Annotated in this window: 23 protein-coding genes and 1 pseudogene; 3 read left to right on the forward strand and 21 right to left on the reverse strand. The window is 47.5% G+C overall.

Going from position 1 to position 19327, the window contains the following annotated elements:
• Positions 1–103: 103 nt before the first annotated feature.
• The 7 genes from OWN49_RS08035 to spoIIR all read right to left on the reverse strand — a co-directional run bounded on the left by OWN49_RS08035 (position 104) and on the right by spoIIR (position 4788).
• Positions 104–646 carry a TIGR01440 family protein gene (locus tag OWN49_RS08035; RefSeq protein WP_077722975.1) on the reverse strand — a complete coding sequence of 181 codons (543 nt, stop codon included), beginning with the start codon at positions 644–646 and terminating at the stop codon, positions 104–106.
• A 13-nt stretch (positions 647–659) separates the two neighbouring features.
• The gene (rpiB, locus tag OWN49_RS08040; RefSeq protein WP_003151149.1) at positions 660–1109 is read right to left on the reverse strand and encodes a ribose 5-phosphate isomerase B; all 450 of its coding nucleotides are present in this window, start codon (positions 1107–1109) and stop codon (positions 660–662) included.
• A gap of 133 nt (positions 1110–1242) precedes the next feature.
• The gene (locus OWN49_RS08045) at positions 1243–1698 is read right to left on the reverse strand and encodes a low molecular weight protein arginine phosphatase (RefSeq protein ID WP_003151148.1); all 456 of its coding nucleotides are present in this window, start codon (positions 1696–1698) and stop codon (positions 1243–1245) included.
• A 73-nt stretch (positions 1699–1771) separates the two neighbouring features.
• Positions 1772–2329: a manganese efflux pump MntP gene (locus OWN49_RS08050; RefSeq protein WP_003151147.1), complete on the reverse strand. Its 558-nt coding sequence runs from the start codon at positions 2327–2329 to the stop codon at positions 1772–1774.
• 67 nt (positions 2330–2396) lie between these two features.
• A complete protein-coding gene (locus OWN49_RS08055) occupies positions 2397–3437 on the reverse strand; it encodes an L-threonylcarbamoyladenylate synthase (protein ID WP_070082510.1) in 1041 nt (346 codons plus the stop codon).
• Between the two features lie 156 nt (positions 3438–3593).
• Complete coding sequence (locus tag OWN49_RS08060) at positions 3594–4037, reverse strand: hypothetical protein (RefSeq protein WP_003151145.1); 444 nt, start codon at positions 4035–4037, stop codon at positions 3594–3596.
• A gap of 70 nt (positions 4038–4107) precedes the next feature.
• The gene (gene spoIIR / locus OWN49_RS08065) at positions 4108–4788 is read right to left on the reverse strand and encodes a stage II sporulation protein R (RefSeq protein WP_077722976.1); all 681 of its coding nucleotides are present in this window, start codon (positions 4786–4788) and stop codon (positions 4108–4110) included.
• Between the two features lie 160 nt (positions 4789–4948).
• Here spoIIR and OWN49_RS08070 point away from each other — a divergent pair, with 160 nt between their 5' ends.
• The gene (locus tag OWN49_RS08070) at positions 4949–5323 is read left to right on the forward strand and encodes a UPF0715 family protein (RefSeq protein WP_003151143.1); all 375 of its coding nucleotides are present in this window, start codon (positions 4949–4951) and stop codon (positions 5321–5323) included.
• Here OWN49_RS08070 and OWN49_RS08075 read toward each other — a convergent pair.
• The 3 genes from OWN49_RS08075 to prfA all read right to left on the reverse strand — a co-directional run bounded on the left by OWN49_RS08075 (position 5310) and on the right by prfA (position 7591).
• Positions 5310–5588, reverse strand: coding sequence for a DUF5316 family protein (locus OWN49_RS08075; protein ID WP_069449066.1), 279 nt, complete (start codon positions 5586–5588; stop codon positions 5310–5312). The two genes, OWN49_RS08070 and OWN49_RS08075, sit on opposite strands and share 14 nt — an antisense overlap.
• Positions 5589–5658: 70 nt before the next feature.
• Positions 5659–6519, reverse strand: coding sequence for a peptide chain release factor N(5)-glutamine methyltransferase (gene prmC, locus OWN49_RS08080; protein ID WP_070082512.1), 861 nt, complete (start codon positions 6517–6519; stop codon positions 5659–5661).
• A 1-nt stretch (position 6520) separates the two neighbouring features.
• On the reverse strand, positions 6521–7591 hold the full coding sequence (gene prfA, locus OWN49_RS08085) for a peptide chain release factor 1 (RefSeq protein WP_003151139.1): 1071 nt from the start codon (positions 7589–7591) through the stop codon (positions 6521–6523).
• 111 nt (positions 7592–7702) lie between these two features.
• On the opposite strand from prfA, the gene gloA2 reads away from it, so the two are divergent.
• Positions 7703–8086: an SMU1112c/YaeR family gloxylase I-like metalloprotein gene (gene gloA2, locus OWN49_RS08090; RefSeq protein ID WP_003151138.1), complete on the forward strand. Its 384-nt coding sequence runs from the start codon at positions 7703–7705 to the stop codon at positions 8084–8086.
• Between the two features lie 110 nt (positions 8087–8196).
• Complete coding sequence (racA, locus tag OWN49_RS08095; RefSeq protein WP_017418731.1) at positions 8197–8760, forward strand: chromosome-anchoring protein RacA; 564 nt, start codon at positions 8197–8199, stop codon at positions 8758–8760.
• 33 nt (positions 8761–8793) lie between these two features.
• On the opposite strand, the gene OWN49_RS08100 is transcribed toward racA, so the two are convergent.
• From OWN49_RS08100 to spo0F, 11 genes and pseudogenes are all read right to left on the reverse strand, one after another.
• Positions 8794–9750 (reverse strand): AEC family transporter, encoded by a 957-nt coding sequence (locus OWN49_RS08100; protein WP_003151136.1) that lies wholly within the window; start codon positions 9748–9750, stop codon positions 8794–8796.
• A gap of 85 nt (positions 9751–9835) precedes the next feature.
• The gene (gene malS / locus OWN49_RS08105; protein ID WP_176283584.1) at positions 9836–11533 is read right to left on the reverse strand and encodes an oxaloacetate-decarboxylating malate dehydrogenase; all 1698 of its coding nucleotides are present in this window, start codon (positions 11531–11533) and stop codon (positions 9836–9838) included.
• 276 nt (positions 11534–11809) lie between these two features.
• Positions 11810–12400, reverse strand: a complete 591-nt coding sequence (locus OWN49_RS08110) for a thymidine kinase (protein WP_038464350.1) — start codon at positions 12398–12400, stop codon at positions 11810–11812.
• Between the two features lie 84 nt (positions 12401–12484).
• Positions 12485–12685, reverse strand: coding sequence for a 50S ribosomal protein L31 (rpmE, locus tag OWN49_RS08115; protein WP_003151132.1), 201 nt, complete (start codon positions 12683–12685; stop codon positions 12485–12487).
• Between the two features lie 122 nt (positions 12686–12807).
• Complete coding sequence (gene rho, locus OWN49_RS08120) at positions 12808–14094, reverse strand: transcription termination factor Rho (protein WP_003151107.1); 1287 nt, start codon at positions 14092–14094, stop codon at positions 12808–12810.
• A pseudogene (locus OWN49_RS19515) lies at positions 14091–14299 on the reverse strand (hypothetical protein). The gene rho and the pseudogene OWN49_RS19515 overlap by 4 nt, the downstream one beginning before the upstream one ends.
• 201 nt (positions 14300–14500) lie before the next feature.
• Entirely contained in the window at positions 14501–15466 is a 966-nt protein-coding gene (glpX, locus tag OWN49_RS08130) for a class II fructose-bisphosphatase (RefSeq protein WP_003151105.1), read from the reverse strand.
• A 33-nt stretch (positions 15467–15499) separates the two neighbouring features.
• Positions 15500–16789 (reverse strand): UDP-N-acetylglucosamine 1-carboxyvinyltransferase, encoded by a 1290-nt coding sequence (locus tag OWN49_RS08135; RefSeq protein ID WP_176283585.1) that lies wholly within the window; start codon positions 16787–16789, stop codon positions 15500–15502.
• A gap of 309 nt (positions 16790–17098) precedes the next feature.
• A complete protein-coding gene (gene fsa / locus OWN49_RS08140; RefSeq protein ID WP_003151103.1) occupies positions 17099–17737 on the reverse strand; it encodes a fructose-6-phosphate aldolase in 639 nt (212 codons plus the stop codon).
• Positions 17738–17855: 118 nt separating this feature from the next.
• The gene (locus tag OWN49_RS08145; protein WP_003151102.1) at positions 17856–18713 is read right to left on the reverse strand and encodes a class II fructose-bisphosphate aldolase; all 858 of its coding nucleotides are present in this window, start codon (positions 18711–18713) and stop codon (positions 17856–17858) included.
• Positions 18714–18888: 175 nt separating this feature from the next.
• Positions 18889–19263 carry a sporulation initiation phosphotransferase Spo0F gene (gene spo0F, locus OWN49_RS08150; protein WP_012118670.1) on the reverse strand — a complete coding sequence of 125 codons (375 nt, stop codon included), beginning with the start codon at positions 19261–19263 and terminating at the stop codon, positions 18889–18891.
• Positions 19264–19327: the final 64 nt, after the last annotated feature.

Consider the following 19327-nt stretch of genomic DNA (forward strand, 5'->3'; position numbering starts at 1 on the left):
ACCCTTATTGTACATGGTTTTTCAGGTGAATGTAACAGCTTATTTAAAAAAATCACAAAATTTAATTAGAAAACACGAACATTATACAGGAAAAGCATTTTCATCATTCGCATTCATAAACGGCGCGAATTCCGCCTATCAGCTTCGGTCTTGTCCGGGCCATCGTCACATGTGCTTCTCCAAGCTCACGGCTCGATATCCGGACAGGGACGGCAACGGGTTTCAGATGCATGCCGATGAACGTATCACCGATGTCAATCCCGGCGTCAGCCTGAATCGATTCAGCGAGCACTGGAGAACGCATCTGCCGGTATGCATAAGAGGCCATCGCTCCGCCCGCTTTCGGGACGGGGACGGCTGAAACAATGGGGAGCCTGAACCGCTCGGCCGTTTCCGCTTCAATGACAAGCGCCCTGTTTAAATGCTCGCAGCATTGAAAAGCAAGATGCACACCCGTTTTTTCCTTAAACCGGTTAAGTCCGCTGTATATCAATTCAGCCCAATCCCCGCTTCCGGCGGTGCCGATCCGGCTTCCGGCGGCTTCACTTGTACTGCACCCGATCACCAGCAGACTGCCGACCGTCAGTCCTGCCTGCTCTTGAAACTCAGTCAGCATGTCCGTCCATTTTTGCTTCATCTCTTCCATTGTCCAGCACCTCTTACAGATTTTTTTCTTCGTAATCTGCGATTTTGCCGATCCGCCGTTCGTGGCGGCCGCCCGTAAATTCAGTCGTCAGCCAGACTTTTGCGATTTCGCGCGCCAGCCCCGGGCCGATGACGCGTTCGCCCATCGCAAGAACATTCGTGTCATTGTGTTCACGCGTCGCTTTTGCGCTGAAGGTGTCATGGGCAAGCGCACAGCGTATGCCCTTTACCTTATTTGCGGAGATGCTCATGCCGATGCCTGTGCCGCAAATTAAAATTCCCCTGTCAGCTTCGCCGTTCACCACTTTTTCCGCTACCGGAAAAGCGTAGTCTGAATAATCGACAGAGCCGGCGCCGCATTCACAGCCCATATCAATGTATTCAATCTGCAATTCATCCAAAAGACTTTTTATTTCTTCGCGGATATGGACGCCGCCGTGATCTGACGCAATAGCTACTTTCATTCATTTACCTCCTAGGTGTGGCTGGGCGAAGACAGCCCAGTGTGCTTGTCCTTTTTATTACGAAATCCGTTGATTTCATTCTACTCTTTCACATTCGTTTTGCAAATGACCTGTTTGCAGATTTTCTGACAGATTACTTGCTTTTCCCGTCAAGCAATTGATCAGCCAAAAGGGTCAGCAGCTCCTCCAGTTCGTCCCGCGTCTGTTTATAAACATCAAGCGGACCGCCGAACGGGTCAGAGATATCGCCGTTTTCCCCCGTTACGTATTCTTTAATGGTAAAGACTTTGCCCTGACTGTTTTGATATCGGCCTTCAATCAGCTGTTTATGCTGTTCGGTCATCGCCAGCACCAGATCGGCCGTCTCGATATGTTCTTCCGATAAGGGAGATGAACTGTGATTGAGGGCGATCCGTTTTTCAAACAGCGCTTCTACGGCATGAGCCGACGCTTTTCCGTGCGGAGACGCGAATACGCCGGCCGAGCTTACGCTGACATCCAGCCCTTTCGTTTCTGCTATGGATTTAAAAAGAGCCTCAGCCATGGGACTGCGGCACGTATTGCCTGTACAAACAAAGATTATTTTCATGTCCGTCACCTCTTACTGCCTATTATAAATGAAGAAAAAAGAAACGGCATCTTCGTTTCTTTTTTTACGTATCTTATATCGGTAAAAGCAGTTTCAGCCCGAATCCGATCAAAATGGCTCCGCCAAGCGCTTCGCTGTAGGAGCCGAGCCACGACTGCACCTTTCTTCCCGCCAAAAGGCCCGCCCATGTTAAAACGGTGCTGAAGACCCCGAACAGCGTAACGGCCAGAAACGGATTGGAGCCGTTCATCCCGAGACTGAGCCCGACAGAAAAGCTGTCCAGACTGACACCGACCGCAAACAGCAACAGTCCCGAGCCTGCCGGAGATATGAGCGGCCCGTCCGATTGTTTAAACGCGGCGATCATCATCTGCACCCCTAAAATGAAAAGAAGAGATCCGCCGATGTAAACGGCGAGCATCCCCAGAAAACCGGACAGCAGATGCCCGGCCGCCATTCCCACAAGCGGCATCATGACATGAAACAGCCCGATGACAACCCCTATATGAAAAATCTGTTTTTTCTTCAGCTGAATCATTCCCATTCCGAGTCCGACGGAAAAGGCATCCGTCCCCAAAGCAAATGCCATGATGCTTAAGGAGACAAGTTCCCCGATGAATAGATTCGACATGAATAAAAACCCCCTTGGACGTGCCCGCTTGTTTAGCTTATGCATGTCCGATAAGGGGTAGAACAAGTTAATGGATAACGGTGCCGCCTGCGGCTTTCATCAGCCTGTTCATAACGGCGAGCCCCACTCCGGTATCCGGAAAGGACTCAGAAATAATCATATCCACTTCCGCTTCATCAAAGCTGCGGAGCGCATCGTATAAGGCGGACGCCACTGTTTCAAGGTCGGCGCGTCTGCCGCAGACCTTGATATAATCAGCCTGGTAACTATCGGCGTTCTCTTCTGTTGTCAAAATGCCGATTCGTTTTCCCCGGCTTTTATATGCGTCTGCCAGTTCTTGAATTCTCCGGGCGCCGCCGTCGGCAATAGCCATCGGCGCAGAAGGCGCGTAATGTGTATATTTCATACCGGGAGAAATAGGAACCTCATCTTCTTCGGTCAGCCCTTTATCCACAAGAACCGGACCGGCGGCGGATTCAATCTGCTCTTTTGTCACGCCTCCCGGACGAAGCAGCACGGGCTGTTTCCCCGTACAGGACAGAACGGTTGATTCCACTCCGATTCCCGTCGCGCCGCCGTCCACAATACCGGCAATACGGCCGTTTAAATCATGAGCGACATGCTCGGCCTTCGTCGGGCTCGGTTTTCCTGATAAATTGGCGCTCGGCGCGGCGATCGGCAGTCCGGCCGAGCTGATGAGGGCTAATGCTGCCGGATGATCAGGCATTCTGACCGCTACCGTCTCAAGTCCCGCGGTGACACGGGGTGACAGCGCACCGGGCTTACACGGCAGGACAAGGGTCAGCGCCCCCGGCCAGAATAGCTCCATAAGCTTTTTCGCCGTCTCAGGAATATGGCTGATAAAACGATCAAGCTGGCTGATATGGGATATATGCACAATCAGCGGGTTATCGCTCGGCCTTCCTTTCGCCTCATATATTTTCGTTACGGCTTCCGTATTTTCAGCGTTAGCGCCCAGTCCGTAAACGGTTTCTGTCGGAAAAGCCACAACCTCATTCTGCCGGAGCAATTCCGCGGCTTGTGTAATTTGGGGATCGGTTGTGGATAATTCTGCGGAACAATCCACAAACCATCTTCTTGTTTTCATGTATAACCAAACTCCTTATTTTAAAGCGGTAAAACTTTATTTTCTCTCGTGTATTCCTTTTGAAAGTATAAAAGATGTCCTTTAATAAAACAAGTGTTATCCACAAACTGTGGACAACACTTTTTAATAAGTGGATAACCTTGTGTATAAGTTAGATCAGGCAGAGGTTTTCACCATTAAAAACGAACCTTCTGTGCATAACGAGTTGCGGAAATGTTCGGACGTATACAGTTCATCAGGCGCATCGGCGCACGCTTCAAATCCCATCACATTCAGAAACTCAGCAGATGAGGGCTGATTGGCGACTAAGTAGACATCTTGAATCTCATGTTTTTTGCACAGCACATCCATACTTTGAAACAGTGTAACGATATGGCTTTGATTCAGCCTGTCCGACATGACGAGTGAACGGAGAAGCCCTTTTCCGCCGCTGAATTTTTCGATCCCGAGACAGGCGGCAATCTTTTTTTCGCTGTCTTCCAGCACGATAAACCGGCTGATCTGCTGATCGATTTCCGCATGTGCCGTATCAGACTTTTTCAAAAAGGCCTCCAGCGCCTCCGTATCTTGATCTCTTGCCACTCTCAGCTGATAAAACATATATTTCCCTCCGTTTCGATCAACTCTTTCTTCCAATCTATGAATCGAATCCGGATTTATGCCTTTTGCTTCAGGAAAATAGATCTGAAATCCAATCGACGAGGAAAAACTTCACTTCGGTATCATCGTCATCTTTATTTTCTTTCTTCGCTTTATCAGCCTTTGCTTTTACGTCATCCAGCACTTTTTCTGTCTGTTTCTGCGTTTCTTCCTGCTTCTGTCCGCCGTCTTCCTGATCTTTCACCGCTTCGCCGTTTGAGAAATCAAGGAAGCACAGCGGCGGAAACAAGACGCACCACCAGTTGGCGCCCTCGCCATTGCCGAGTGTAATTAAAATGGCTTCATATTTTCCGGCCGGATAGACCATATTGCCGTACAGCTTTGTCGGAAACGAAATTTTATTGAATTGAACTGAAACGGATTGATGCGCACCCTTTTCTTTCATCGTTTGTTTGGCGATTTCTTTAATTTCAGGAAGCTTCGAACGAATGAGCCGCCGCGCTTCTTCAATGGAAGTGATATCTTTCACCCAGTCCGTGATTTGCTCGTTTACAGCATCTCTGATCTGGCGCTTGAGCTTTTGATCCTCATCGTTATCACTGTTGGCCAAAATCCTGAGCCGGATCGCTTCATCCGGTATGACGACGGGCTCATCGGCTGATGCCCGCGCCGTTTCTTCTTTTGTCAAACCCGCAAGCGCTCCTGATAATAAAAGAAAAATATATATGCAGATCATCATTGTCTGTTTCATCGGTCCCCACCGTTCCTCTCCGTGCTTTTTTTATCTAGTCCCATTATGGACATGACGGAAAAGGTTTAAACCGGCGGGAAGAAAAAAATCTAGCAAGCTGATAATCTGCATTGACAGATTCAAAATATGGTACGATATTATTTTGATAGGAGGTTTTCAGATGAAATATAATTACACCGTGCTGCTGTCGGCGGCATGTATGTCTGTCATTTATTCTATTTTGTATGTTCATCAATTCATTATCGCGGCTTTCATTTCGATGGCGTTTTATTTTTTGTTTCCTTATTTGATTTTTGCGCTGCCGCTTCAATACTTTCTGAATAAAAAGCCGAAGAGATTTCATCCGCTGTATTTTCTTTATTATTTAGGGGTGTCGTTCATTGCAAACGGGATCATCTTCGGTCTTTTGCAGCCGTCAGGCCAATCTCTGTTTTCTAATTCAGCCTTTTATATCTTTGCGGTTTTAACAGCCGTCGTCTATTGGGTGTGGGATTCCGTATTGCTGCAAAGACAAAATCCGGCTACAGAAGCGTAATCAGCAGACAGCCGGCTGAAGGGAGAGCGGCGCAAAAGAAAACGGCGGCCATCTTTAAACGGGCGTGCCGTCCTTCTTCTGTTTCAGAATGATAATTGGCCCGCTGCTCCGCTCCGCTTACGGCCAGCCCGGAAACGATGACCGCTGCGACGATAAGAACAGCCGTAACGGCGCCGAAAATGATGTCAAAGCCAAACGGCAGGACAAATCCAGCCGCATAAGCTGCGGCGGCGAGTATACATCCGAAGGCGAACGCTTTTTTCAAGGCGGATGCCCCTTTCATTTTCTTTCCATTGTAACAAAAGCCCGCCGTGTGCGTCACCGGCGGGCTTTTTTCATGATGTGATGACCGCGGATACGGTTCTGTCTTTTCCGTTGATGTCCTGTACGACTTCCACTTCCGCATTCGGAAAGGAATGACGGAACAGGTCTTTCACGGCTTTTCCCTGATTATATCCGATTTCAAAGACGACAAGCGCTTTATCTTTCATGACAAGAGGCAGCTCCTCCATAAACCGCTTGTAGAATTTCAAACCGTCACCGCCGTCCGTAAGAGCATGAAGCGGCTCATGGAAACGGACGATATCCGACAAATCCGCCATTTCTTCTTCAGAAATATACGGCGGATTGGAAACAATAATATCCGCTTTTTTTCCTGATGAAATAAAAGGAGTTAACAGATCTCCCTGCAAAAAGCACACGTCCGCTCCGAGGTTTTGCGCATTTCTTTCCGCCACCTGCAGCGCTTCTTTTGAAATATCCGAAGCCGATACTGAAAAATGTCCGCATTCAAGCGCGAGCGTCACCGCAATAGCTCCGCTCCCCGTACCGATATCAATGACGTTCAGTCGTTCCGCCCCGGAAAATACCCGCTTCTGTCTGTCCAGCAGATGAAAGACGACTTCTTCCGTTTCCGGACGCGGAATGAGAACATCGTCATTCACAAAAAATTCCCTGCCGTAAAACTGTTCTTTCCCGATAATATATTGAATCGGAATACCTTCTTTATGCATCTCCACGTGCCGTCTGAAACGGTAAAGTTCGTCCTCGCCGACGGGCTCCTGCAGACTTGCGAGAAGTTTGCTCCGATCCATTCCGGTATCATTTAACAGCAGCAGCTCGGCCGCGTTTTTTTCTCTTCCCGCTTCGGTTAAATAAGAAGAAGCCCAGCTTAGGGCTTCAAAAACGGTCTTCATCTTAATTTTCCGCCTGCTGGAGCTTGCTTGACTGGTCTTCTACGATTAACGCTTCAACCACTTCATCAAGCTTGCCTTCCAGGATTTGATCCAGCTTTTGAATCGTCAGGCCGATGCGGTGATCCGTCACACGGTTTTGCGGGAAATTGTATGTGCGGATACGCTCGGAACGGTCGCCTGATCCGACGGCTGATTTACGGGTCTGATCATATTCAGCCTGAGCTTCCTGCTGGAATTTGTCATAGATTCTGGCGCGGAGCACCTTCATCGCTTTTTCTTTGTTTTTAATCTGAGATTTTTCATCCTGACAGGATACGACGACACCGGTCGGTAAATGCGTCAGGCGTACCGCCGACATCGTCGTGTTTACGCTTTGTCCGCCCGGTCCGCTTGATGCGAATGTATCGACGCGGATGTCTTTTTCGTGGATGTCCACTTCTACTTCTTCCGCTTCAGGAAGACACGCCACCGTCGCCGTGGATGTATGAATACGGCCGCCTGATTCCGTTTCCGGAACACGCTGTACGCGGTGCGCGCCATTTTCATACTTCAGCTTGGAGTATGCGCCTTTTCCTGTAATCATAAAGATGATTTCTTTGTAACCGCCCGTTCCGGTCACGTTTGCTTCCATGACTTCAGTCTTCCAGCCTTGGATTTCGGCGTAACGGGAGTACATTCTGTAGAGATTTCCCGCAAACAGCGCGGCTTCTTCTCCTCCCGCTGCTCCGCGGATCTCCATGATTACGTTTTTGTCATCGTTCGGGTCTTTCGGGATGAGGAGCACTTTCAAACGCTCTGATAAGGTTTCCGTCTCTCCCTGCAGTTCGGAGATTTCTTCCTTCACCATTTCTCTCATATCGGCATCAAGCTTTTCCTCAAGCATCGCTTTCGCATCGGCAAGCTGTTCTGATGCGTCTCTGTATTGTCTATAGACTTCAACGGTTTCTTGTATATCAGATTGCTCTTTCGAATATTCTCTAAGCTTTTTCGGATCGTTGACCACTTCCGGATCACTTAAAAGCTCATTTAATTTTTCGTATCGTTGTTCAATTGACTGTAAACGGTCTAACACGGTCTTCACCTCTGTTTTCCTGTGCGTAACATTCTCATTATAGTATAGGGCTTATCGCCAGTCAAAAGCAATTCGCCTCTGTTATACTGAAGCAAAAAAGGAGGGGCGGATATGCTGAAATCCATCCACCATATAGCAATCATATGCTCTGATTATGAAAAGTCGAAAGCTTTTTACACCGAGATACTCGGTTTCGGCATTATAAAAGAAACATATCGAAAGGAACGGGAATCTTATAAACTCGATCTGGCGCTGGACGGCGCATATGCGATTGAATTGTTTTCCTTTCCCGATCCGCCCGAACGGCCGACCAGACCGGAAGCCGCGGGTCTCCGGCATCTCGCCTTCACCGTAAACGATCTTGAAGCAGCCGTCAGGGAGTTAAAGGAAAAGGGCGTCGGCACAGAACCGATCAGAACCGATCCGCTGACGGGGAAACGGTTTACCTTTTTCTTCGATCCCGACAAGCTTCCGCTTGAATTGTATGAAGCGTAACGTTTTTTGAAGAAATGCCGCTTTCTTTGGCGAATTCCTTCTTGTTTTGTCTAACGTGAAGGGAACGCCGCCTCATGGTCGAATACCTAGCAAAAAGGAGGTATGTGATCATGAATACAAACATGGCCGCGAAAGAGCTCGGTGTCTCCGCAAAAACGGTGCAAAGGTGGGTCAAGCAGCTGAATCTTCCGGCTGAACGGAATGAGCTCGGACATTATTCCTTTACACCTGAGGATCTTGATGTGCTGAAATCGGTCAAACGGCAAATTTCTGAAGGCACTGCCCTTCTGGACGTTCAAGTGCCCCGGCAGCCGAAAAAACGGACGGGCTTCATTTTGCAGCGTCCGAAAATCACTGGCGGCGCTGAACAAAGGTTGGCAGAGCTGGAGCGCAAACTGGACATTCTCACGAAAGAGAAACAAGGTGAGAACCATCTGCTTTCAAGGATAGAGGAGCTGGAACGCCAGCTGAAACAAAAGGCGGATGAAGGGGTGTCTTATCAGCTTCTTCAGCACAGACGGGAAATTGACGACCTCAATACCGAATTGCAGACATTGGCCTCCCGCATCCAGGAACTTGCCCAGACAGCTCCCCTCTCAGAAACAGCCGCTTCTTCAGAACATAAGAAACCCAGAAAAAAAACGAGATTTTCGCCTTTTAAATTTCAATTCTAATCAAAAAAGCTCCCTGAAACAGGGAGCTTTTCATTATGCAGTCAGCGCAATGATGATCGGCAGTGAGATCAGAGATAAAATCGCACTGATCACGAACGCGGACGCAGTTTCTTCCTCTTGTTTTTCGAAACGTGTGGCAATCATCGCCGCTACCGCAGATCCAGGGAATGCAACGAGCAATACCGCTTTCGTGATCTGGTCAGCCGGAAGTCCGACTGCAAGAGCGATCAAGTACATCAGCGCAGGCTGAACGGCAACTTTTAACAAAGCGATACCGAAAGCCGGCAGACTGAGCTTGATGTTACGGATACCGACAGTTACACCGACGGCAAAGAGTGCAACACCTGATGTTGTGCTTCCGAGCTGATCAAGCATTTTTTCACCCAAGCCAGGGAGTGTTACACCGCAGAGTACCAGGATGATACTGATAAGCGGTGCAGCCGCAAGCGGTTCGGAAAGACCGTGAAGAATAGACTTACCAGTCATTTTCCAGAAGTTCTCGTTTTCGCTGTCTTGTTTCTTAGATGACTCACCGACTGTAGCGATAATGATCGCAAGCGGGTCAAGGATGGCGTTAACCACGATACCCGTAACGGCGATAGGAATCGCTACTTCGTTTGCTCCGAATAAGCTTCCAAGTACCGGAATACCCATAAATGCAAATGTCGGCTGTGCAGAGTTTAAAGAAAATACAGATGAATTCGTTAAATCATACTTGAAGATAAATTTGCAAACCAACAGAATGACGATAAAGAATCCGACAATCCCAATGATCAAAGCGATCATCAAAGGAACCTGTGATAAAAACGCACTTCTTGAAGTGGTTAAAATACTTGCGATAAAATGCGCCGGAAGCGCGTACTTCGTAACTAAGGTGCTTACCCCTTTTGCTGACTTCGCGTCATAACTTCCGAAGCGACCTGCGAACCATCCCAGCACGATCACGAAAAAGATCGGCGCCAGGAGGATTAAAATATCTAAGAAGCTCAAAATATTCTCCTCCAAATCCTTAATGTCCGTATACTTTAGCCTTTACATAAAAGCTTTCCCTCGGACTGTAAAATTAATCGTAAAATTATTTAGCGATAACTTGTTTATATTGCGGTTTCCACATTGCATCAAGAACGGCTTGTTCTACATTTTCAGGAATGCGGTTTGCCACGCCTTCTTTAATGGCAGTTTCCGCTACGGCGATCGCAACTTTAATTGAAACTTCTTGTAAGTCGCTCATGCTCGGCAGAAGGCCTGCACCCGGTGTTTCAAAATCAACGCTTTCTGCGATTGCGTCAGCAGTTGCCGCAAACATTGCAGGAGTAATCACTTTCGCTTCTACAACGATTGAACCGAGACCAAGTCCAGGGAACGCGAATGCGTTGTTAGATTGTCCGATTTCATAAGAAACGCCATTGTACTCCACATTGTCAAACGGGCTTCCTGTCGCCACAAGCACTTTGCCGTCAGTCCATTTGAAAAGATCGCTAGGAACGGCTTCAGCAAGCGGTGTCGGGTTAGACATCGGCATGATGACCGGACGCTCAACGTGTTTTGCCATTTCTTTGACGATTTCTTCACTGAATGCGCCGCTTTGGCCTGATGTACCGATTAAGATTGTCGGTTTCGCTTGACGGATCACTTCAATGAAAGGAATTTGTCCGTTTTCATCGCGTTTCCAATCTTTAATTTCTTCAGCTGTGCGCAGGTACGGCTCTTGGAAATCAAGAATGTTTTCCATACCTTCAATTAACAAGCCTCTGTAGTCCATTGTGTAGAACGCTTTGTTGGCTTCTTCTTCAGAAAGACCGGCGAGCACCATAGTGTCGCGGATTTGGTCAGCGATTCCGATTCCGGCAGATCCCGCACCGAAGACAACCACACGCTGGTCTTTAATAGACGCGCCTGTTTTCTTCATAGCCGCAAGCACACCTGCAAGCGTAATCGCGCCTGTTCCTTGAATGTCATCGTTGAAGGTAAGAATTTCATGGTTGTATTTCTTCATGATATTGCGCGCGTTTTTGTTTCCAAGGTCTTCCCAGTGAAGAAGAGCTTTAGGGAAATATTTAAGCGCAGCTTTTACATAAGCGTCAATGAAAGCTTCATAACGTTCGCCTTGGATACGTTCATGGCGGTTACCGATGTATAAAGGATCGTTCAGAAGTTTTTCATTGTTCGTACCGACGTCAAGAACGACAGGAATAACACGGCTTGGGTCAATACCGGCAGCCGCTGTGTATACGGCTAATTTACCGATGGCGATGTTGATACCGCCTACACCCCAGTCACCGATTCCGAGGATGCTTTCTGAGTCTGTCGCAACGATCAGATCAATATCTCCGGCAGTGGCATGAAGGTTTTCAAATGCCTCTTCAATTCCTTCCACGTTGTCGATAGAAAGGTAAATCCCTTGAGGTCTTCTGTACTCATGGCTGTATTCTTGAATCGCTTCACCGACAGTCGGTGTGTAAACAACCGGCAGCATTTCACGAAGATGGTTTTGAAGCAATTTAAAGAAAAGAACTTCGTTACGGTTTTGCAAATCATTCAAATACACGTTTTGGCGAAGGCGGTCCGGCTGAGCTTGAAACTGCTCGTATGCGCGTTTTGCCTGCTCATCAAGAGACAGAATGGTCGGAGGAAGCAGCCCGTCTAATCCAAGGCTTTTTCTTTCTTCTGCTGAAAACGCAACACCTTTATTTAAAGTAGGGATAGATAGAACTTCTTTTCCTCTTAAAGTAGTTTCTAAGTTGCCTTCCTTCGTTACTTTAATATTATTCAAGAAAATCTCCTTCTTTCTTCAAATAGTTAACAAAGTTAAGTAATTACCCATTTTGGCTAGTGTGATCGCGATCTGCTATATCTTTTTTTGACAATTATTCGAACAATGTCTCATAACTATTTACATTACTTAGTCATTTTATGCCTGTAAAAATGAAAATTCAAGAGATGAAAATTACTTAATTTTTTCATACTCTTTTTTAAGTTAATTAACTACAATTTTTGAAAAACCGTCAAAAAAACACCGGATTTTTTACCGATGTTTTCATGAAAAGGGTTATTTATCAGTCTGTTTTTTCGGCACTTCGTGATGATGTCTGCATCTCGCTTCGTATGACTCCGACGCGCCGACTAAAATGACCGGATCATCATAGGAAGCGGGCTTCCCGTCAATCAAACGCTGCGTACGGCTTGCCGGCGACCCGCAAACGGAGCAGACCGCCTGCAGCTTCGTCACTGATTCGGCAACCGCCATCAGATTCGGCACCACGCCGAACGGCTCTCCCCGGAAATCCATATCAAGTCCGGCCGCGATGACACGATATCCTTTATCCGCAAGCGAGGATAAGTCGCCGATGATCGATTCGCCGAAAAACTGCACTTCATCTACCGCGATGACGTCCGTGCTTTCACTGATATGATCCCATATTTCAGCCGAAGACGAGATGACGTGGCTTGTCATGGATGTGCCGTTGTGAGAAACGACAGCCTCCTCACTGTAGCGATTATCAATGGCAGGTTTGAACACCTTGACCTCCTGCTTCGCATAAGTCGCTCTTTTCACTCTGCGGATCAGCTCTTCTGATTTCCCAGAGAACATGCTGCCGCATATCAGCTCAAGCCATCCGCTTTGCTTCATTATGTACATAGGCTATCCGCTCCCCTTTTTTTCCTGTTTATGGACATAAAAAACAGGCAAGAAGCAATTCTTGCCTGCCTGTAAAATCTATTATTACTTAAGACCGTATTTTTTGTTAAAGCGATCAACACGACCATCAGCAGAAGCGAATTTTTGACGTCCAGTGTAGAATGGGTGGCATTCAGAGCAAATCTCAACGCGTACCTCTTCTTTTACTGAGCCTGTTTCAAATTCATTTCCGCAAGCGCATTTAACTGTTGCTTTTTTGAAATTAGGATGAATTCCTGCTTTCATTGTATCCATCTCCTTCCGCCCTGAATCCCGTGTGGAAACAGAGTTATTATTCCGGAGCGAATCCGGAACGCATATGAGAGAATTATATCAGTCATTTACTGCATTTGCAAATACATTTTTTATCAGCGGCGGGCTGATGATGAAAGGTTTGCCTGCTTCCATTCTTGGTTGATCAGATCGAAGAATTCCTGATTCGTTTTTGTTTTTTTCATTTTTCTCATAAACTTCTCTGCGAAGTCCGGAGAATCAGACATCGATTTGCGGATTGCCCATAGACGGTCAAGATGCTCTTTCGGCACGAGCAGCTCTTCCTTCCGCGTGCCGGAGCGGCGGATATCGATCGCCGGGAAAATCCGTCTTTCCGCAAGAGAACGGTCAAGGTGAAGCTCCATGTTGCCCGTTCCTTTAAACTCTTCGTAGATGACGTCATCCATCCGGGAGCCCGTGTCAACGAGCGCCGTCGCCAAAATGGTCAGGCTGCCGCCCTCTTCAATGTTTCTCGCGGCACCGAAAAAGCGCTTCGGACGATGGAACGCAGCCGGGTCAATCCCGCCGGAAAGCGTACGTCCGCTTGGCGGGATAACGAGGTTGTAGGCCCGTGCCAGGCGGGTAATGCTGTCCATCAGAATGATAACGTCTTTTTTGTGTTCAACGAGACGCATCGCCCGTTCAAGCACAAGCTCCGCTACCTTAATGTGATTTTCCGGCACTTCATCGAACGTCGAGCTGACGACATCGCCCGCTACGGAACGTTCAATATCCGTTACTTCTTCCGGTCTTTCATCAATTAAGAGAACGATCAATTCAGCGTCAGGCTGATTTGTCGTAATGCTGTTAGCGATTTCTTTTAACAGCATGGTTTTACCGGCTTTCGGCGGCGCCACGATCAGACCGCGCTGGCCGAAACCGACGGGAGCCATCATATCGAGAATTCTTGTTGAGAGATAATTCGGTTTCGTCTCAAGCACCATTTGGCGGTCCGGATAAAGCGGTGTCAGCGCGGGAAAATGAACGCGCTCTTTCGCAGATTCCGGATCGTCTCCATTTACCGCTTCAACGTGCAAAAGTCCGTAATAGCGTTCGTTTTCTTTCGGCGGACGCACCTTGCCGGATACTTTGTCACCGTTTCTTAAATCAAAGCGGCGGATCTGGGAAGCAGAAATATAGATGTCTTCTGAGCTTGGCGAGTAATTAATCGGTCTGAGGAAGCCGAATCCTTCCGATTGGATGATTTCGAGCACGCCTTCCATAAACAGAAGATCCTCCTGCTCGGCGTTGGCTTTCAGGATGGCAAAGATTAATTCTTTTTTAGTCAGTTTGCTGTAGTAGGAGATTTTATAATGTCTGGCCAGTTCATATAGTTCTTTTAATTTCATATTTTCCAAAGAGGAAATAGATACGTCTTTCATAAAAACACCACGCTTTTCATAGTCAATGTATTGCTGTTTTCATTCAAATCGGCTGCTTCGCATGATTCCGCCAAAGCACATTCTTTTATAAAACGTTCAGGAACTTCTATCGGTAACACTTCCACCCATGATCGGCGCTTTTTTAAAAAAGGAATGTCTTAATGAGTTTTGAAGGAAGCGAGGACAAAAACTTGAGAAGATCAATATTTATATCGTCTGTATGCGGTAGAATTTGAAAATTTCCCAGTACTCAAAAGAAGGAATGACACAGAAAAATCGCAGCACTCTTTATTTTTACCTCATTTCAAAAAATTATTCAACTTAAATAATGCTTTGACATATAAATGATAGGGTTGACTCTTTTTTGCAAAAGAAAAGCGGGACTTTCCGTCCCGCTTTTCTCTATTTATGGCCGGATCACAAGATTTGGTTTTTTCTTCAGGCTGTGTCTTCCGTCAACGAATCGGACCGTTCCTGATTTCGCCCGGATGACCAGGCTTTCAGTCGTGCCGACGGAGCCTTTGAACTGAACGCCTTTCAGCAGCTCTCCGTCCGTGACGCCCGTTGCGGCAAAAATGGCGTCATCCCCTCTCACAAGGTCCTCCATCCGGAGCACTTTGGATACATCAAGGCCCATTCGCTCACAGCGCGCCTGCTCTTCCGCACTTTGCGGCAGAAGCCTGCCGATGATTTCGCCGCCTAGCGCTTTTAACGCAACGGCAGACAGCACGCCTTCAGGAGCCCCGCCTGAACCGAAGAGAATGTCTACTCCCGTATGGTCAAAGGCCGTATTGATGGCGCCCGCGACATCGCCGTCGTTGATCAGTTTGATTCTGGCGCCCGCCTCACGCAATTCAGAGATAATTTTTTCGTGTCTGTCACGATTTAAAATGGTTGCCACGACATCTTCAATGTCTTTATTTTTCGCTTTCGCAACGGCTTTTAAGTTATCAATGACAGGCGCTTCGATATCGATGCAGCCTACCGCTTCGGGACCGACCGCGATTTTTTCCATATACATATCCGGGGCGTTCAGCAATGTTCCATGGTCAGCGACCGCGATCACCGTCAGCGCATTCCAGCCGCCGCTCGCTACGATGTTTGTGCCTTCAAGAGGATCGACGGCGACATCGACGCGCGGGCCGTATCCGTTTCCGAGCTTTTCGCCGATGTAAAGCATCGGCGCTTCATCCATCTCGCCTTCCCCGATCACGACCGTGCCTTTCATCGGCACCGTGTCAAACACGTCACGCATTGCGCTTGTCGCCGCATCATCAGCTTCATCTTTTTTCCCGCGGCCCATCCATCTGGCAGATGCTAAAGCCGCCGCTTCAGTGACTCGAACCAATTCCATCGATAAGCTTCTTTCCATTTCAACACGATCTCCTCTCAAAAGTCCGCATTTCTATGAATTTTGGAGCTGTTCTATCTCTTCGTCCGTCAGCCTTTGCCGCCAGATTGTGGCGCCCAGACCTTCGAGTTTTTTCTCAAGATTGCTGTAGCCGCGGTCTAAATGCTCGAGACCGGTAATTTCGGTTACGCCGTCAGCCATGAGTCCGGCGACGACCAGACAAGCGCCTGCACGCAGATCGCTCGCCTTTACTTTTGCGCCCTGAAGCTCGGCCGGACCGGTGATAATGGCCGACCTGCCTTCCACTTTCATATTGGCCCCCATCCGTCTCAGCTCATCTATATGTTTAAATCGGGCCGAGTAGATGGTGTCGGTTACGACGCTCGTGCCGCTGGCTCTCGTTAACAGAGATGTCATCGGCTGCTGAAGATCAGTCGGGAATCCCGGGTAAACAAGCGTTTTTACGTCGACCGGTTTTATCTGCTTCTGCCCGCCGAGCATAAGAAGCTGATCGTCACTCGTCTCGATGTAAAAACCCATTTCCCTGAGCTTCGCCGTTAAAGACTCCAGGTGAGTCGGTATGACATTATCAATAATGACTTCTTTCCCCATCGCGGCGCCGGCGATCATAAAGGTGCCCGCCTCAATTCTGTCCGGAATGATCGTATGCCTGCATCCGTGCAGCTCTTTTACGCCGTCGATTCTGATTACATTGGTTCCTGCGCCTTTGATCTTTGCGCCCATGCTGGTGAGCAATGTGGCAACATCAATAATCTCAGGTTCCTTGGCGGCGTTTTCTATCACGGTTTTACCTTCAGCCAGTACAGCGGCAAGCATGATATTGATCGTCGCTCCGACGCTGACGACATCTAAATAAATCCGTGCGCCTCTCAGCCTTTCGGCGCGCAGATAAATCGCGCCTTGTTCATTGGTGACTTCCGCCCCAAGCGCCTCAAACCCTTTGATATGCTGGTCAATCGGCCGCGGCCCGAGATGGCATCCGCCCGGCAGTCCGATGACCGCCTGTTTGAAGCGGCCGAGCATCGCGCCCATTAAGTAATAGGAAGCGCGGAGTTTTTTCACTTTGCCGTTGGGAAGCGGCATGCTGATCATCGGGGAAGGGTCGACGACAATTTCTCCTTTTTCAAAATGGACGTTTCCGCCGATTTCTTTCAGCAGGTCACGCAGCGTTTCAATATCTGAGATCTCCGGAAGCCCTTCGATCGTTACTTCGGAATTTGCCAGAATGGTTGCGGGTATCAATGCGACGGCGCTGTTTTTCGCGCCGCTGATATGTACGGTTCCGTTTAACGGATCGCCGCCGGCAATATTCAACTTTTCCATGATAGTCTCCTTCCATAAGAAGATAGCTGCGGAGCGTAAATAAAATGGCATTTTATTCTGTCTCTGCAAATAAAGCTCTTGTCCAAAATGTAGCCAATTCGAAGAGAAAGAATACAAGGACATTATAAAATAACAGGAAGAAAATAGCGAAGCTTTGCGGGGCATTTTTAACACAGGATGCACAGAGGCCCGCCGGGTTCATATTCCGGGGAAACACACTCTTCACTTTGATACTGAAGGCCCGCTGCCAAACAGGAAAACATAAGGGTGCGGCAAACGGATGCAACCGGTTTGCCGCCCTTTTCCCCCTTATTTATTCCAGTCAGCCAAGAATTGCTCAATGCCTTTATCCGTTAACGGATGTTTCGTCAGCTGGTGAATGACTTTCAGCGGCATCGTACCAATATGCGCACCGCGTAAAGCGGCTTCAGTCACGTGCTGTGCATGACGGATGGAAGCTGCGATGATTTGTGTATCAATGTCATGAATGTCAAAAATCTGTCTTATTTCTGAAATCAGTTCAAGACCGTTATGGCCGATGTCATCCAGACGGCCTAAGAACGGAGATACATAAGTCGCCCCGGCTCTTGCCGCCAAAAGCGCCTGGTTGGCGCTGAAAATGAGCGTTACGTTTGTTTTAATGTTCAGGTCGCTCAGCGCTTTTACGGCTTTTAACCCTTCAGACGTCATCGGGATTTTCACCGTAATATTCGGCGCGATTTTCGCAAGTTCTTTACCTTCTTCAATCATTTCTTCAGCATTCAGGGAAATGACTTCCGCGCTTACTGATCCGCTCACGACTTCCGTAATCTCACGAAGTCTGTCATGGAAAGACACGTCAGCTTCTTTCGCCACTAAACTAGGGTTTGTCGTAACTCCGGCAAGAACGCCAAGTTCATAAGCTTCTTTAATCTCGTCAATGTTTGCTGTATCAATGAAAAATAACATAAGGAAAGCCTCCCCAGTAATAAATTTTCAGAACTGTAAAACATGATTGCGCTTTCTAAAGGTAAGACATAAAACCGCCTGTCAATGCTGTCAGGCGGTTTATGGATGTTACATTGAATTAAGCTTGGTTTGAAGAACCGAACTCACGCATTTTGCCGATAACCGTTTCTTTGATTGCTTCACGAGCAGGTCCAAGATATTTACGAGGATCGTATTCGTTCGGCTTAGCTGCCAATGTTTCGCGGACAGCTTTTGCAGAAGAAATTTGGTTTTCAGTGTTTACGTTGATTTTAGCCGTACCAAGTGAGATTGATTTTTTAATGTCGGCAGTCGGAATTCCTGTACCTCCGTGAAGTACTAACGGAAGGCCGGTTGATTTTCCGATATCTTCCATTTCTTTGAAACCGAGGTTCGGTTCGCCTTTGTAAGGACCGTGAACAGAACCCAGTGCAGGTGCAAGGCAGTCGATGCCAGTGCGCTCTACAAGTTCTTGACACTCTTTAGGGTCAGCATAGATTACGCCTTCAGCGATCACGTCATCTTCCTGTCCGCCTACAGTTCCAAGCTCAGCTTCAACTGAAACGCCGTGGAAATGAGCAAGCTCAACCACTTTAGCTGTAGTTGCTACGTTTTCCTCAAACGGATGGTGAGATGCGTCGATCATTACAGAAGTGAAACCTGCATGAATCGCTTTCGCACAAGATTCAAAGCTTGAACCGTGGTCTAAGTGAATCGCGACAGGAACTGTCACTTTGTATTCTTCCATAAGAGCTTTAACCATGGCAACCACTGTTTTGAAGCCGCCCATGTAGCGTCCCGCGCCTTCTGAAACACCAAGAATAACCGGGGATTTTTCCTCTTCTGCTGCTTGTAAAATAGCTTGAGTGAACTCAAGGTTATTTAAGTTAAATTGTCCAACAGCATATCCTTTTTCTTTAGCTGTATTCAACATTTCCGTCATTGAAACTAAAGGCATGTCGAAAGTCCTCCTTATGTAGCCTGATTTGCTTCTTCTCGAAAAAAGCTTTCCACCTATAGCATGACCATAAAAACCTGTCATATGTAAAACAACAGATCGCTTTTTCTCCATCTCTAGGATACCAACTTTTCGACAAATCGGCAACACAATGACATAATTGTTTCTAATTTTATTAATTCGATTTTAGAGGTAAATATTTTTTCACCGCGTCTCTGATCTCATCAATGTCAAAAGGTTTCGCAAAATGGGTCAGCGCTCCGAGCTCTTTTGATTCCTTAATCATATCGAGTTCTCCGTAAGCGGTCATGATAATGACGCGGATGGATTCGTCGATCATCTTCATGCGCTTGAGAATTTCGATACCGTCCATGCCGGGGATTTTCATATCTAAAAGCACGAGATCGGGCCGTTCTTTCGTTACAATGTCCAGCGCCTGTATGCCGTTGGCGGCCTGAAACGTCTGGTACCCTTCTTTATGAAACACTTCATTGAGCAATATGCGTATACCGTATTGGTCATCTACGATTAAAATCTTTTCATTCATCATTTTACACCCCAATATTATCATTTTCGTCAAAAGGAAGCAGTTGTTTATGTATTCTGTTTGATTT

Source organism: Bacillus sp. NEAU-242-2, from assembly GCF_027853835.1.
GTDB classification, from domain to species: domain Bacteria; phylum Bacillota; class Bacilli; order Bacillales; family Bacillaceae; genus Bacillus; species Bacillus velezensis.